This window comes from uncultured Porticoccus sp. (assembly GCF_913061305.1).
In the GTDB taxonomy this organism is placed as follows: Bacteria; Pseudomonadota; Gammaproteobacteria; order Pseudomonadales; family Porticoccaceae; genus Porticoccus.
This window is the reverse complement of sequence record NZ_CAJXST010000001.1, coordinates 285,349-300,635: the sequence shown is the minus strand read 5'-3', so window position 1 is coordinate 300,635 and position 15,287 is coordinate 285,349. Positions and strand designations below refer to the sequence as shown.

Below are 15,287 nucleotides of genomic sequence, written 5' to 3'. Positions count from 1 at the left end.
CCGCAGTCAGGTGCCAGCGACTGAGGCCTATAGCTACAGTTCACTGTTATCAAAAATTTCCGGAGTCGACTATGAGCATCAAAATTGGTATCAATGGTTTTGGCCGCATGGGCCGTCTGGCATTGCGCGCAGCCTGGGACTGGCCCGAGCTCGAGTTTGTCCACATTAACGACCCCGCCGGGGACGCGGCAACTCTGGCCCACTTGCTCACCTTTGATTCTGTTCACGGCCGCTGGAGCCACGAGGCCACCGCTGAGGACAACGCCATTGTGGTGGACGGACAGCGCGTGGCCACCAGCCGCAACACCCGTATCGAAGACACCGACTGGTCGGGCTGTGACCTGATCATTGAAGCCAGCGGCAAAATGAAAAAAACCGACGTCCTCAATGCGTACCTGGTCCAGGGCGTCAAACGGGTGGTGGTCACCGCACCGGTAAAGGAGCCGGAGGCGCTGAATGTGGTAATGGGTGTGAACGATCACCTCTACGACCCGGACCGGCACCGGGTCGTCACAGCGGCCTCCTGCACCACCAACTGTCTTGCCCCGGTGGTCAAGGTCATCCACGAGCATCTGGGTATCCGCCACGGCAGCATGACCACTATCCATGACCTGACCAATACCCAGACCATTCTCGACGCCCCCCACAAGGATCTGCGCCGGGCCCGGGCCTGCGGTATGAGCCTGATTCCCACCACCACCGGTTCGGCGACAGCCATCACCGAGATTTTCCCCGAGCTGAAAGGGCGGCTTAACGGTCACGCGGTTCGGGTCCCCCTGGCCAATGCCTCGTTGACCGACTGTGTGTTCGAGGTGGAGACACCAACCACTGCCGAGGCCGTCAACCAGTTGCTCAAAGCGGCCGCCGAGTCAGGTCCTCTGAAAGACATTATGGGCTACGAAGAGCGGCCGCTGGTGTCCATCGACTACAAGACCGACCCGCGCTCCAGCATCATCGATGCGCTGTCCACCATGGTGATCAACGACACCCAGGTGAAAATCTACACCTGGTATGACAACGAATGGGGCTATGCCAACCGGACCGCCGAGCTGGCACTGAAAGTAGGGCGCTCGGACCAAAGCACCTAGAGGCCAAAGCACCTAGAAACCAAAGCACTTATCAACCGGGCCACTTACCAACCAAGCCACTTGGAAAAAGGCGCATAACCATGCTGAGCCAACTCTCCCCGGCGATCCGTCAGTACCTGGTGGTGACCGGCAACTACTGGGCCTTCACACTGACTGACGGCGCCCTCCGCATGCTGGTGGTGCTGCACTTCCATGGGCTGGGTTACTCACCGCTGGAAATCGCGCTGCTGTTCCTGTTTTACGAGATTTTTGGCGTCATCACCAACCTGGTGGGGGGCTGGCTCGGCGCTCATCTCGGGCTCAATCGCACCATGAATTTCGGGCTGGCACTGCAGGTCGTCGCCCTGGCCATGTTGCTGGTACCGGCGGCAATGCTGACCGTACCCTGGGTAATGGCGGCCCAGGCCATGTCCGGCATCGCCAAGGACCTGAACAAGATGAGCGCCAAAAGCTCGATCAAGCTATTGGTGCCTGTCAATGCGCAGGGCCTGCTCTACAAGTGGGTGGCGATCCTCACCGGTTCAAAAAATGCCCTCAAGGGCGCGGGGTTCTTCCTTGGCGGGGTGCTGCTGATGTGGCTGGGATTTACCGGTGCCGTCGGGGCGATGGCTGCAGTCCTGGCGCTGGTCTGGCTGGCAAGTATGGTCTTCCTGAAAAAAGATCTCGGCAAGGCAAGCAGCAAACCCAGATTCCGCGATATTTTTTCCAAAAGCCGTGCCATCAACATTCTCTCCGCCGCACGCATGCTGCTGTTCGGCGCCCGGGATGTCTGGTTCGTGGTGGCCCTGCCGGTATTCCTGTCGCAAACCCTGGGCTGGAGCCACATGCAAACCGGTGGATTTCTGGCCCTCTGGGTCATTGGCTACGGCGCAGTGCAGGCGATCGCCCCGCGTATTACCGGAGGGGACCGGGAGTCAGTGCCAGATGGCCGGTCGGCCACCCTCTGGGCAGCGGGTCTGGCTGTTTTGCCGGTATTGATTGCTCTGGGACTGGGGGTAACGGAGATGCATCCTGCCCTGATCCTGATTGGTGGCCTGCTGCTGTTCGGCGTCCTGTTTGCAGTCAACTCTTCGCTCCACAGTTACCTGATCGTCAGCTATGCTGGCAGTGACGGTGTGTCGCTGGATGTGGGCTTCTACTACATGGCCAACGCCATGGGACGGCTGATCGGCACGGTGCTCTCGGGCTGGGTCTTTCAGCTGGCCGGCCAGGGCACAACCGGTCTGGCTGCCTGCCTGTGGATTTCCGGCGGCATGCTGGTTGCCACCCTGATCATTTCACTGGGCCTGCCCAAAAGAGCACGCCCCGGACCGCAGGAACCCGAGCATCAGGAAAAAATACCGCAATGACCCGCTTGCTTGAACTGTACCGCAACAACCCCCGCCAGACGTACCTGCTTGCGTCCATGCTGGCAGTATTTTTGGCAATCTATTTCATCCCGGCAGGCACCGAACGCTTTGACAATGCGGTGCTGGAAGCCATTTACCTGACCAACTGGTATGCCCGTGAGCACGTTATCCTGTGTTTGCTGCCAGCTTTCCTGATTGCCGGTGCGATGGCCGCTTATATCAGTCAGGGGGCGGTGATGCGCCACCTGGGGCCGCAGGCCTCCAAACCGGTGGCTTTTGGTGTGGCATCGGTGTCGGGCACTCTGCTGGCGGTATGCTCCTGCACTGTACTGCCCCTGTTCGGTGGCATTTACAAACGCGGCGCCGGCCTGGGTGCAGCGATTGCATTCCTCTACTCGGGCCCAGCCATCAATATCATGGCCATTGTCGTCACGGCCAAGGTACTCGGCGCCGAGATCGGCATTGCCCGGGCCGTCGGGGCCATTGTTTTTTCCATCGTAATCGGCACCATCATGCACCTGATCTACCGCAGGGAGGAAGCCCAGCGAGCCAGCACCAACGGCCGCGGCTTTGGTGGCGACAACGCGGATAAACCCACCGGTGTCATCGTCACCTTCTTCATGTTGATGGTCGGTATTCTGGTATTTGCCAACTGGGCCGCTGCCGACAGCGCTGTCTGGATGCAGATCTATCAGTGGAAATGGCAGATAACCGCGCTTTTGTCCCTGGCGCTTGGCGCCCTGCTGGTCTGGCGCTGGCAATGGCCTGTATCACAATTACTAATGCTGGCGGCGGTCGTTGTGGTTGCCGCCCTGGCAGTACCCGGTGCACAGGAATTGCCATTCGCGCTCGGCATTGCCGGACTGATGCTGATCTCGGCATTGCGTGACAGCGACCGCGAATGGGCTGCGCAAAGCTGGGATTTTGCCAAGCAGATACTGCCGTTGCTGCTGGCCGGGGTATTTGTTGCCGGCTTTGCCCTCGGCCGTCCGGGCCACGAGGGCATCATACCCTCCGCATGGGTGGGCGCTGCCGTTGGCGACAATTCCCTGACATCGACAGCAATTGCCTCCGTACTCGGTGCACTGATGTATTTTTCAACACTCACCGAAGTGCCGATTGTCGATGCCCTGATGGGCGCCGGCATGGGCAAGGGGCCCGCCCTGGCGCTGCTGCTGGCCGGGCCGGCCCTGTCACTACCCAACATGCTGGTGATCCGCACGGTGCTCGGCACACAAAAAACGCTGGTGTACTGTGGCCTGGTGGTGGTCATGGCAACAACCACCGGCGTCATCTACGGTAATTTCTGGTAAGACGTCGAAATCATTTTCGACAACATCTCGCAACAACAAGACAGGAGTAACAACCCATGAAATTAACGATCTATGGCTCAGGTTGTGCCAAGTGCAAACAGCTCACGGCCAATGCAGAAGCCGCCGCGAGCTCTCTGAATCTGACCTATGAGGTGGAGAAGGTCACAGACACCAATGCCATTATCGATGCCGGCATCATGCGCACCCCGGCGCTGGCCATCGATGGTGATATTGTCATCGAAGGAAAGGTGTCGTCTGCCGATGAGGTCAAGGCGCTGCTGAGCTGAAGCGCCATTGACCGGTTGATATCAATAACAATTTTGCAGCTTATAGAGTACCCGCTATGACAGAAACCCCATCCAGTAAACTCGCCGCGTCTCCACTCAGCCTGTTTGAGCGCTACCTGTCACTGTGGGTACTGCTCTGCATTATTGCCGGACTGGCGCTGGGAACCCTGCTGCCGGACACCTTCCAGCTGCTCGCCGGGCTGGAGTACGGCTCGGTCAATTTTATCGTGGCGGTGCTGATCTGGTTCATGGTTTACCCGATGATGGTGTCGGTGGATTTCACCAGTCTCAAGCGCATCCATGAACGGCCCAAGGGCCTGGTGATCACCCTGGTGGTCAACTGGCTGATCAAACCCTTCACCATGGCCGCATTGGGCGTCTTGTTTTTTGAGTTTGTCTTCGCCGACCTGATCGACCCCGCCAACGCCAGCCAGTACATCGCCGGCATGATTTTGCTGGGCGCCGCCCCCTGCACGGCCATGGTATTTATCTGGTCGCAACTGACCCGGGGGGATGCCACCTATACTCTGGTGCAGGTGTCTCTCAACGACGTCATCATGATTTTTGCCTTCGCACCGATCGTCGCCCTGCTATTGGGTGTTACCGACATCAGCGTACCCTGGGAGACGCTGCTGTTGTCGGTAGTGCTGTATGTGGTCCTTCCCCTGGTGGCAGGCACCCTGACCAGGATGCACCTGATCCGCAACTCCAGTCCCGGGGTTCAAGGTGAAGCCCAGATCTCACGCTTTATCTCACGCATCAAGCCACTGTCAGTACTGGGGCTACTGGCGACGGTGGTACTGCTGTTTGGCTTTCAGGGGCAGATCATTCTCGATCAACCCCTGCTGATTGCGCTGATTGCCATACCTCTGCTGATCCAGTCCTACGGTATTTTTGCCATCGCCTACGCAGCGGCCTATTTCTGGCGAGTACCGTTCAATGTTGCCGCGCCCTGCGCCCTGATCGGCACCTCCAACTTCTTTGAGCTGGCGGTAGCAGTTGCTATCGGCCTGTTTGGGCTTAACTCCGGCGCAGCGCTGGTGACCGTGGTCGGCGTGCTGGTGGAAGTACCGGTGATGCTCTCGCTGGTAGCCTTCGCCAATCGGACCAGTAGCTGGTTTCCCACGACCAAGGCGAACACCTATCCAGGGTCATAGCGTCAACCCGGGACATCACTGATTCGATGGAATCGCCCGCACTGCACTTTTTTGAGTGCTATTCTAATGAAGTACCGGGTCTGGTTCATGAGGCTGCACCGCCAAAGATGGAGCCCCTTGACCATGAAACACTGGTGGACAGCGACGAGGCTGCGCACCGTCTTGAACTACTGGACGGAAACGTGAAGCAATACGGCACGGTTTTCAATACCGTCGCACGGGTAGCCACGGTGGGAATCGCAGGGTGTCGGGTGGAACCGGGCAGAAACTGATCCGCTTGTTCCTTGGCTCGGTAGGAGGCACGGCAGGTTCGATTATCCAAGGGAGACAACTGACTCTATGGATTTCAAAGACTATTACAAGGTGATGGGCGTGGCCGAACAGGCCTCACCGGCAGAGATCAAACAGGCCTATCGCAAACTGGCTCGAAAGTTTCATCCCGATGTCAGTAAAGAACCGGATGCCGAGGCAAAGTTTAAAGACATCGGTGAGGCCTATGCGGTGCTCAACGATGTCGAAAAACGCGCCGAGTACGATCAGATCAGGGCCCTGCGCGCCTCCGGGGGCGGGCAGCGAGGTGGTGCGGGGGCTGGCGCAGATATGAGCCAAGAGGAAGCCAGCCGCCGATTCAATGACTTTTTTGAATCTGTTTTTGGCGCTGGCGGGGCCGGTGCTGGCGGATACCGGCCGAGCGGAGATCACGACCGGACCTCCTCTTTCAGCCACCGGGGGCAGGATCTGCATTACCGGTTAGCCTTGTTTCTGGAAGAGGCGGTTCAGGGTGGACAGCGAACCCTCACGCTGGAGGTGCCGACCGTCGACGCCCAGGGTCATCTGCACGCTAAAACCAAAACCCTCAATGTAAAGATTCCTGCCGGTGTTGTTTCCGGGCAACACATTCGCCTGGCCGGCCAGGGGGGCTCCGGTTATGGGGATGGAGTAGCCGGTGATCTGTTCCTGGAAATCGAGTTGGTACCGCACCCGCTGTTTGCCGTTGACGGCCGGGATATTTTGCTGACCCTGCCGGTTGCCCCCTGGGAGGCCGCACTGGGTGCCAAGGTGGAGGTGCCGACCGCGACGGGGGCGGTCAGGCTGACCATCCCCAAAGACTCGGTCAGCGGTAAAAAGCTCCGTCTCAAGGGGCGAGGGTTGGGCCGAAACCCGGCCGGAGACCTGATCGTCAATGTGCAGGTAACATTGCCATCCCGGCATTCGTCCAAAGCTGAAACGCTGTACCGGGAATTGGCCGAAGAGGAAGCCTCATTCAATCCGAGGAAATCGCTGGAGAAATGGTTATGAGTGCTGACATTACCACCATCGTTATCGAGGAACATCAACTGTCTGAGACAGAGGCCTGGCTGAGTCTGAACGAGCTCTGTGAGCGCTGCGGTCTGGAGCCGCCACTGTTGATTGAACTGGTGGATATCGGGCTGATAACACCCTCGGTCGTGGCATCGGACCAGTGGCGGTTTCGGACAACGGCGGTGCCGGCGCTGCATCAGGCCCTGCGCCTGAGACGTGAGCTTGAGCTCGACTGGCAAGGCGTTGCAGTTGCCATGGACTTAATGGCCCAACTGCGGGAACTGCGCCAACAGGTGGACTCCCTGCAGCGGCAACTGGGCACCCAACAGGTTCCCGGTGATTCATAGGCTCCCGGAGCCAGAGTATGCCTGGCATTGTTTATCTTGCTGACGGGAGACCTGTTGCGCTGCCTGGGGTTTTATTGTGAGAAATGCTGATATGAAGAGATCCGGATTGAAACCCAGCGGCGGTTCGGTATCCAGCAGATTACCTTGCGGTGTGAGTCGTCCGCTTTTACTGAACACTGTCCGGGGAACAGGGAGCGGGATGAGCGTCACCAACCAAAAGGAGTATGAATGGGTACAAAAGTATTCGACGTTGTGATCATTGGCGGCGGTCAGGCGGCGCTCGCCGTTGGCTATTTTCTGAAAAAAGCCAAACTGGATTTCATTATTCTCGACAATCAAGGCAGGTCCGGAGGGGCCTGGCTGCATACCTGGGATTCATTGCGGCTTTTCTCACCGGCAGCCTACAGCTCACTACCGGGCATTGTGATGCAGCAAGACGACGACACGAAAGATTATCCCCATCGCAACAACGTACTGGCTTACCTGGCCAGGTATGAACAGCACTACGCACTACCGGTGTATCGCCCCCACCAGGTCAACAGCGTAACCCGAGAGGAGGACAACAATTGCCTGCGGGTATCCGATGGCAAGTACCAGTGGCGTGCACGCACCGTGGCCAGCGCCACCGGCACCTGGAGTCACCCTTATGTTCCCGACTATCCCGGGCAAGCAAAGTACCGGGGCAAACAGCTTCACTCCGCAGATTATCGAACGCCCGATGACTTCCGGGACCAGCGTGTACTGGTGGTCGGCGGTGGCAATTCCGGCGCACAGATTTTTGCCGAAGTGGCAGAGGTGGCGGACGCCACCTGGGTAACCCAGTCAGAGCCGGTATTTCTGCCCGATGAGGTGGATGGTCGTGTTCTGTTTGAGCGTGCCACAGCCCGGCTCAGGGGAGATGCGGAAGGTGCTGCCGTGGGTGGCATCGGTGACATTGTCATGGTGCCCCCCGTGAAGGCGGCCCGGGACAGGGGCATTCTTGACAGCCAAAGGCCGTTTGCCAGTTTCACCGAAACGGGCGTCAAGTGGCCGGATGGCTCGGCAGAGTCAATTGATGCCGTCATCTGGTGCACCGGCTTCCGGCCAGCACTCGATCACCTAGAACCGCTGGGTGTCATTGAAGAAAACGGGCAGGTTCAGGTGACAGCAGGCCAGGCGGACAAAGAACCCCGGTTGTGGTTGTTTGGCTATGGTGACTGGGCAAGTCCCGGCTCCGCGACGCTGATTGGCGCCGCCCGCAGCGCCAAGGAGATTACCCCCAAGCTGGTTCGGTATTTGGAGGATTTGGCCGGGTAATTGCCCCAGACAATCCTGTACGGTTGTCGCCCACCGGCATGATGAGCGAGTTCCTCATATCACCAGATCCGCCGCGCGGAAAATGGCCCGGGCCTTGTTCATGGTTTCCTTCCACTCCAGTTCCGGCACCGAGTCCGCCACAATACCGGCACCGGCCTGCACGTACAGCTTGCCGTCCTTGATCACCGCCGTGCGGATGGCAATGGCGGTATCCATATTGCCATTCCAGCCGATATAACCCACCGCGCCGCCGTAAACACCGCGCTTGACCGGTTCCAGTTCGTCGATGATTTCCATGGCGCGAATTTTCGGTGCACCGCTCAGGGTTCCCGCAGGCAGTGTCGCCCGAAGCACATCAATAGCCGTGGTACCCGGTATGACCTGTGCGGTGACATTGGAGATGATATGCATGACATGGGAGTAACGCTCCACCGACATTTTTTCGGTCAGTTTGACCGTCCCCGTCTGCGCCACACGACCCACATCATTGCGGCCCAGATCAATCAGCATCAGGTGCTCGGCAATTTCCTTGGGGTCAGCGAGCATGTCCGCTTCCAGCTCACGGTCTTCCTCCGGGGTGTGGCCGCGGCGCCGGGTCCCGGCAATCGGTCTCACGGTCACCTCGCCATCCTCGAGTCGCGCCAGGATTTCCGGCGATGAACCGGCAATCTGGAAATCATCCATATCCAGATAATAGAGATAGGGCGAGGGATTCAGGCAGCGCAATGCGCGGTACAGATTGAGCGGTTCCGCCTCAAAATCCATGGAAAGACGCTGGGAAGGAACCACCTGCATCACATCACCGGCCAGCACATAGTCCTTGATTTTGTTGACCGCCTGTTTGAAGTTCTGCTCGCCAAAACTCGATACAAATGCCGATTCCTGCAGACCACTGCCCTGTATTTTGAGAGGGGGTAATTCCGGCAGGGGGTTTGCCAGCTTGGCCTCGAGCTCATCCAGACGGGCCTGGGCGAGATTCCAGGCATTCGGCTCCGAGGCATCTTCATGTACCACCAGGATCAACTTGCCCAGCAGGTTGTCGAAGATCACCACTTCGTCGGACACCATCAGCAAGATATCCGGGGTGCCCAGCGCATCCGGTGGTACGGACTTCTTCAGCCTTGGTTCTATGTAACGAACGGTGTCATAGCCAAAATAGCCCACCAGCCCGCCGGTAAAACGGGGCAGCTGCGGCAGTTCGGGCATCCGGTAACTGCTCTGGAATTCCTCGATTTCCCGAAGGGGATCATCTGTGTTTCGCGAGACCAGCTGCTCACCATCGCGCTCGATGGTCAGTTGATCGCCGTAAACTTTAAGAATGGTGGTGGCTGGCATGCCGATCAGCGAATAGCGCCCCCATTTCTCACCGCCCTGAACGGATTCAAACAGGTAGGAATAGGCGCCTCTGGCCAGTTTAAGGTAACAGGACAGGGGGGTTTCTAAGTCGGCCAGTACCTCGCGGGTTACTGGAATACGGTTGTAATTCTGCTCGGCCAGTGCGGCAAATTCTGTCGGGGTCATGGTCATTCCCTTGCGTCATTGGACGCAGATATGTCAGACAATAGGGCATAGGATGCTGCTTTTCAGGCAGCGGGGTTCAGCAACTGCGCCATCGCCAGCTGAGGTGAGCAGAATTACAGGATTGGCCTTTACCGGATGCCACGGATCCCTCCAACAGTCAGACGACGCATTCTAATGGATTCACCAGAACCTGCAAAGTCATCAAAGCCGTCGGCGTTTCAGCGCAATGCAGACCGCATGGCGGCGATGGCCGCAGCGTAATCCCCTGCACCGTAGATAGCCGAACCGGCGACAAAGGTATCGGCACCGGCATCGGCAACCGCCCGGATATTGTCGACCGTCACCCCACCGTCAACTTCCAGCCGGATATCGCGACCACTGGCTTCAATCAGCGCGCGCGCCTCACGCAATTTACCCAGTGTCGCGGGAATGAATTTCTGACCACCAAAGCCCGGATTGACCGACATCAGCAACAACATATCCACCTTGTCGAGCACATACTTCACCGGCTCCAGACTGGTAGCCGGGTTCAGCACCAACCCGGCCTTGCAACCGGCATCGCGAATCAACTGCAGCGAGCGATCCACATGTTTGGACGCCTCTGGATGAAAGGTGATCCAACTGGCGCCGGCCTCGGCGAAGTCACCGATCAGCTGATCCACCGGTTCCACCATCAGGTGCACATCGATCGGGGCACGGATACCGTAGCGGCGCAACGCCTTGCAAACCATGGGGCCAATGGTCAGATTCGGCACATAATGGTTGTCCATCACGTCAAAATGAACAACATCGGCACCCGCTTCGAGAACCGCGTCCACCTCCTCCCCCAGGCGGGCAAAATCTGCCGAGAGAATGGAGGGCGCTATCAGATAATCTGTCATGGCAAGGCCTGTGTACTGATCAATGGCGAGTTACTATTCAATGGCGAGTTACTATGCCGCAGAACAGCAGGCGTCGCAATCCGATACACAGCGACCCGGGAAGATTCTGTCGCGGCAAGAGCGGGCTATTTCTCCTTCGGCGGCTCGGGCACTTCGCAGCCCTTGACGCAGCAGCGACCGGGCTGTCTCGAGACGCGTTTCCCCTCATCGAGTACGCCGCGATCCAGCAGCCGCTCCACCAGGTCCTGCTTTTCATAGACGGGATAGTTGCGCCAGATTTCGCGTTTCATGGCCTCCGGCGAACCGCCACCATGCAGCGAGATGACCGAGTACCAGCCGCCCTGATGGGAGGCCGTCAGGTCCTCGATAAACCGGGCCACTTCGAGACGCTGTGCGGCGGGAATATCCGGTCGCCCACCGAGGACGGCGGCCAGCGATGCGGCGGTTTCGGGGTTGTGATCCTCATCGGGGCCGGGCAGGGAGACAATCAAGCCACCGGACACATAGTGCGCCAGCTTGTGCATGTCATAGATCTTGGTGGCGAGCAGCAGCTTGCCGATATTGGAAAAGACCGGGTCCGGCATCGCCACCCCTGCGGGATCCTGCACGCAGTAAACCGAAGCGGCCACGCCGCAGGCAAAAAAACTTTCCGTGATGGTGATCAGTTCCACCATGGCGTCGCGAATATGACCGTGGCGATCCGGATCCAGGCCATTGGCTTCGGTAATCAGCGCACCGGCGCCGATCAATAAATCACCAAACCCCGCCCGGGCACCGATACAGGAGTGGCGGTGGTGGGTGGCATAGCTGGTGGTCAGGAACCCCCCCTCCTCGTATTCACCCGCGAGAAACACCCGCTCGTGGGGCACAAAGACCCTGTCAAAAATGACCACACCGGTCGACTGGCCATATTTGGCCGAAAATTTTGCGGCGCTCTCACCGGGCCGACCTGCCGGCCGGGCCACAATGGTAATCCCCGGCGCATCCACGGGCACGGCACAGGCCACGGCAAAGTCGGCATCTTCCGGTGTATGGGTACGGCAGGGCATGACCAGAAACTCATGCATATAGGGAGCACCGGTGACAATCGCCTTGGTGCCGCTGATGACAATCCCGTCCGCCCGGCGCTCCACAATATGCACATAGGTATCCGGGTTTTCCTGCTGTCCCGGTCGCAGGGACCGGTCGCCTTTGGCATCGGTCATGGCAACGCCCAGGGTGAGGTCGCGCGCCTGAACATCGTGCAGGTAGTCGAGAAAACGCGGATGGTAATCGGTCCCGTGATTGGCGTCCGTCAATTGAGTCGACTGAAACAGCGCATTCAGACCGTCCTGGGACAGGTAGCGCTGGGCACAACCGGATTCGGCGCAAACCAGCCTGACGGCCTCCAGCTTGTGCAGCAGGTCGGTGGAACTTTCATTGATATGCAACATCCGGTTGACCTGTTTTCCGGAAGTGTCCTGGGTTGCCGTCAGCAATGCCGCGTGGCCGGGATGACAGGCAAAGTCATAGGTCACCCCCACAGCCGCGATGCCAGGGGCCAGGAGCGGTTCATCCGCCACACTGTCCACCTGTCTGCCATTGATAAACACCCTGGGTTGATAGCGCCGCAGGGACTCACGATACTCAGCTGCCGTCATCAGCATGGGAAAACCCTCAAGTGTTTCTTTGCGGACACAATCTAACACTGTTAAAATTTTTCTGTCAAACCAAGCCGGACCCACCTGTCATGCCAACCTCATCGACCAAGCAACCTATCATCGGGCCTCACCAAATTGCCAAAGGCAAGCGCCCGTCAGCCAGCAGTGCGCAGAAACGGGACATCATTCTGCAGGCGGCCCGGCGGGTTTTCGAGGCAGAGGGCCTAGAAGGAGCGAGTTTGCGTGCTATCGCCAAAGAGGCCGGATACACCCCCGCCGCGCTTTATTTTCACTTCGATTCGAAAGAAGCGGTCTATGCGGAACTGCTGGGCCAATCGCTAGCGACGCTGAATGCCGACATTGCGGCCGCCATCCACCAGATCGACACGCCCGTGCAGCGACTCAAGGCCTCCGCCATGGCGTTTTTTAATTACTATCGAAACAACCCCGGCGATCTCGATCTGGGCTTTTACCTGTTCCGCGGCGGCATGAAGCCCAAGGGGCTGGGCCGGGAGAGAGATGCCGAACTCAACCGACAGTTGCAATCCAGCCTGCAACCCATCACGGATGCCGCCATGGCCATGGGTGTCAGCACAGCCCATGCCAACGAAATAACGGCCAGCGTCTTCGCCTATGCCACCGGTTTGCTGTTGCTGGCACATACCGGTCGCATCAGGATTTTCAATGCCAGCGCCGAGCAGATGATGGCCAGTTTTTCCGACACACTGGCCACCCGAATTGATGGAGAAATGCCATGCTGACAGTTGACCCGACGCAATCCCTGCTGCTGGTCATTGATATGCAGAGCCGGCTGTTACCCGCCATCAATCAGGGTGGGCAGGTCGTCAGCAACCTCGAACGACTCATTCAATCGGCCAGAACTCTCGATATACCCGTCGTTTACACCGAACAGTATCCCCGGGGCCTTGGTGCCACAACACCGGTTTTGGCAGCCCGTGAGGGAGAAACGGTTCTGGAAAAGATGACCTTTGATGCGGTTAAAACCGGGCAACTGCTGGCACTGGCCGGGGACCGCCGGCAATGGGTGATCGGTGGCTGTGAAAGCCATGTCTGTGTCCTGCAGACCGCACTCGGACTCAGGGAGGCGGGCAAAAATGTCTATCTGGTGAGCGATGCTATCGGCTCCCGAAAACCGCATGATCGCGAGGCCGCCATTGCCAGGCTGGCCCGCCACGGCACAGAAATCGTCACCACCGAAATGGTGATCTTTGAATGGCTGGGAAGCGCCGAGCACCCCCGGTTTCGCGACCTGTTGCAACCGCTGAAATAATCGGGGAAAGCCGACCGGGGAACAGCAATCCCAGGACCCGCGCCTTTTTGGCGTGACGGGTGAAATTCAACCGTAAATATGAGACAGTTCGGTCTCCTTGAAGCCAGTCTGAAGCCCCCATGAACACGCACAGTTTTCGTCTGATCGTATCCTGTCCGGACCGCGTTGGTCTGGTGGCCACCGTGAGCTCATTCCTCGCCAACGAGGGTGGCCTGCTGACCGAGGCAAACTACTATCGGGACCCCGACACCAACTGGTTCTTTATGCGCCAGGTAATTGCCGCCGATTCGCTGTCCTATGGCCCGGAGGAGCTCACTGCGCGCTTCGCGCCGCTGGCAGAGCAATACGACATGCAATGGCGGCTGACGGATACCAGCAAGCCAAAACGGGTAGTGTTAATGGCCAGCACCCAGGCCCACTGCCTGTCTGACCTTTTGTACCGCTGGCGCAGCGGTGAAATGCAGTTTGATATCCCCTGTGTGATCTCTAACCATGATGAACTGCGCAGTTATGTGAACTGGCATAATATTCCCTACCACCATGCCCCCGTGGACCAGAATGACAAGACTGCCCACTTCGCGGAGGTGGCAACGCAAATTGCCCAGAGCAGGGCGGATGTGATTGTGCTGGCCCGCTACATGCAAATCCTGCCGCCGGAACTGTGCGCCACTTACCCGGGACAGATCATCAATATCCACCACAGTTTTCTGCCGGCCTTTGTCGGGGCAAAACCTTACCACCAGGCGGCAGAAAGAGGTGTGAAACTGATCGGCGCCACCTGTCACTATGTGACCAGCGACCTGGATGCCGGCCCGATTATCGAGCAGGATGTGGTCCGCATCAGCCATCACGACAGCGTTCCGGATCTGGTGCGCAAGGGCAAGGATGTGGAAAAAAATGTGCTGGCCAAAGGCCTGCGTTATCACCTTGAGGATCGCGTGTTATTGCACGGCAACAAAACCATCGTTTTTGAATAGTCCCGCCTGTGTCATCGGCGACCATTTTTGCCCGTCATCCAGAATTTCTGCATTTCGATATACATGAAAGAGGCCGTCCAGCCGATCATAATCAGACCGATAAGGGCTTCCAGTACCGCCAGGAAGCGGATATGGCCAAATGGCTCGATGTCACCATAGCCGAGCGACGTGTAGTTACTGAAAGAGAAATAAATACAGTCCAGCAGGGAACCGTCAAAGTTGCCGGCCAAAGTGCTGCCCCCCACTTGCAGCAACAGATAGAACGCCAGAGCAAAAGTCCATATTTCCGCCACATGGGCAATAAAGGCTGCAAAGATTGCCACCAGAACCCGCAACCGTGGCCGGATATCCAGCATTGGCAAAACGGTCGCCAGACGCGATAACACCTCATAGTGAATGAGGACGGCCAGAGCGACCACGATCGAGTTGAATCCAAAAACCCCGGCAAATTCTATCAACCCTAACTCCCCACGATGACAAACCGATATGCCCGGTAGTTGAACAACACCATCGCCATCATCAATACCACCGTAATAAACCACTCGTTGCCACGCAGGCCGACATGGGACCAGACATAGTGGCGCAGAAACTCCCACTGGGTTACCAGTCGCTCGCCGCGCCGCTCACGCAGCCAGGCCTCCAGCCTGGTGAGTGGACAACGCCAACCCACCAGCATAATCGCGATGCCATACAGCGCCCCGGCCAGGTGCCACCAGAGTATGGTGGGCCACTGGAAAGCCAGTAAACCGCCGGCGATCACAAACAGTACGAAACCGAAATGCACCAGTGCCACAATTAAAATCAGAAAAAAGTAGGCCATAGCGTTAATGTAACGCCA

17 protein-coding genes are annotated in these 15,287 nt (G+C 58.2%); 12 read left to right on the top strand and 5 right to left on the bottom strand.

The window, feature by feature from the left end; all coding sequences use genetic code 11:
- Nucleotides 1-71 precede the first annotated feature (71 nt).
- The 9 genes from QZ516_RS01460 to QZ516_RS01420 all read left to right on the top strand — a co-directional run bounded on the left by QZ516_RS01460 (nt 72) and on the right by QZ516_RS01420 (nt 8,139).
- On the top strand, nt 72-1,088 hold the full coding sequence (locus QZ516_RS01460) for an ArsJ-associated glyceraldehyde-3-phosphate dehydrogenase (protein WP_297185195.1): 1,017 nt from the start codon (nt 72-74) through the stop codon (nt 1,086-1,088).
- 80 nt (nt 1,089-1,168) lie between these two features.
- Nucleotides 1,169-2,437 (top strand): organoarsenical effux MFS transporter ArsJ, encoded by a 1,269-nt coding sequence (arsJ, locus tag QZ516_RS01455; protein ID WP_297185192.1) that lies wholly within the window; start codon nt 1,169-1,171, stop codon nt 2,435-2,437.
- A complete protein-coding gene (locus tag QZ516_RS01450) occupies nt 2,434-3,750 on the top strand; it encodes a permease (RefSeq protein ID WP_297185190.1) in 1,317 nt (438 codons plus the stop codon). Before arsJ ends, QZ516_RS01450 begins: the two co-directional genes overlap by 4 nt.
- 56 nt (nt 3,751-3,806) lie before the next feature.
- A complete protein-coding gene (locus QZ516_RS01445; protein ID WP_297185187.1) occupies nt 3,807-4,037 on the top strand; it encodes a thioredoxin family protein in 231 nt (76 codons plus the stop codon).
- Between the two features lie 56 nt (nt 4,038-4,093).
- Nucleotides 4,094-5,194 (top strand): ACR3 family arsenite efflux transporter, encoded by a 1,101-nt coding sequence (arsB, locus tag QZ516_RS01440; protein WP_297185184.1) that lies wholly within the window; start codon nt 4,094-4,096, stop codon nt 5,192-5,194.
- 26 nt (nt 5,195-5,220) lie between these two features.
- Entirely contained in the window at nt 5,221-5,466 is a 246-nt protein-coding gene (locus tag QZ516_RS01435; RefSeq protein ID WP_297185181.1) for a hypothetical protein, read from the top strand.
- A 67-nt stretch (nt 5,467-5,533) separates the two neighbouring features.
- Nucleotides 5,534-6,493 (top strand): DnaJ C-terminal domain-containing protein, encoded by a 960-nt coding sequence (locus QZ516_RS01430; RefSeq protein ID WP_297185178.1) that lies wholly within the window; start codon nt 5,534-5,536, stop codon nt 6,491-6,493.
- Nucleotides 6,490-6,843 carry a chaperone modulator CbpM gene (locus QZ516_RS01425; RefSeq protein ID WP_297185175.1) on the top strand — a complete coding sequence of 118 codons (354 nt, stop codon included), beginning with the start codon at nt 6,490-6,492 and terminating at the stop codon, nt 6,841-6,843. Before QZ516_RS01430 ends, QZ516_RS01425 begins: the two co-directional genes overlap by 4 nt.
- Before the next feature lie 228 nt (nt 6,844-7,071).
- Entirely contained in the window at nt 7,072-8,139 is a 1,068-nt protein-coding gene (locus tag QZ516_RS01420) for an ArsO family NAD(P)H-dependent flavin-containing monooxygenase (RefSeq protein WP_297185171.1), read from the top strand.
- A gap of 54 nt (nt 8,140-8,193) precedes the next feature.
- On the opposite strand, the gene trpE is transcribed toward QZ516_RS01420, so the two are convergent.
- From trpE to QZ516_RS01405, 3 genes are all read right to left on the bottom strand, one after another.
- Entirely contained in the window at nt 8,194-9,660 is a 1,467-nt protein-coding gene (gene trpE / locus QZ516_RS01415; RefSeq protein ID WP_297185169.1) for an anthranilate synthase component I, read from the bottom strand.
- Nucleotides 9,661-9,878: 218 nt separating this feature from the next.
- A complete protein-coding gene (gene rpe, locus QZ516_RS01410) occupies nt 9,879-10,541 on the bottom strand; it encodes a ribulose-phosphate 3-epimerase (protein ID WP_297185166.1) in 663 nt (220 codons plus the stop codon).
- Nucleotides 10,542-10,666: 125 nt separating this feature from the next.
- Nucleotides 10,667-12,187, bottom strand: a complete 1,521-nt coding sequence (locus QZ516_RS01405) for a 4-hydroxyphenylacetate 3-hydroxylase N-terminal domain-containing protein (RefSeq protein ID WP_297185164.1) — start codon at nt 12,185-12,187, stop codon at nt 10,667-10,669.
- A gap of 83 nt (nt 12,188-12,270) precedes the next feature.
- Between QZ516_RS01405 and QZ516_RS01400 the strand changes: the two genes are divergently transcribed.
- The 3 genes from QZ516_RS01400 (at nt 12,271) to purU (ending at nt 14,449) form a co-directional block, all read left to right on the top strand.
- Nucleotides 12,271-12,942, top strand: a complete 672-nt coding sequence (locus tag QZ516_RS01400; RefSeq protein ID WP_297185161.1) for a TetR/AcrR family transcriptional regulator — start codon at nt 12,271-12,273, stop codon at nt 12,940-12,942.
- Nucleotides 12,936-13,472, top strand: a complete 537-nt coding sequence (locus QZ516_RS01395; protein ID WP_297185158.1) for an isochorismatase family protein — start codon at nt 12,936-12,938, stop codon at nt 13,470-13,472. The genes QZ516_RS01400 and QZ516_RS01395 overlap by 7 nt, the downstream gene beginning before the upstream one ends.
- 119 nt (nt 13,473-13,591) lie before the next feature.
- Entirely contained in the window at nt 13,592-14,449 is an 858-nt protein-coding gene (purU, locus tag QZ516_RS01390) for a formyltetrahydrofolate deformylase (RefSeq protein ID WP_297185155.1), read from the top strand.
- An 11-nt stretch (nt 14,450-14,460) separates the two neighbouring features.
- Here purU and QZ516_RS01385 read toward each other — a convergent pair whose 3' ends face one another.
- Both QZ516_RS01385 and QZ516_RS01380 read right to left on the bottom strand, forming a co-directional pair.
- Nucleotides 14,461-14,907 carry a potassium channel family protein gene (locus tag QZ516_RS01385; protein ID WP_297185153.1) on the bottom strand — a complete coding sequence of 149 codons (447 nt, stop codon included), beginning with the start codon at nt 14,905-14,907 and terminating at the stop codon, nt 14,461-14,463.
- Between the two features lie 2 nt (nt 14,908-14,909).
- Complete coding sequence (locus tag QZ516_RS01380; RefSeq protein WP_297185151.1) at nt 14,910-15,269, bottom strand: DUF2784 domain-containing protein; 360 nt, start codon at nt 15,267-15,269, stop codon at nt 14,910-14,912.
- Between the last annotated feature and the right edge of the window lie 18 nt (nt 15,270-15,287).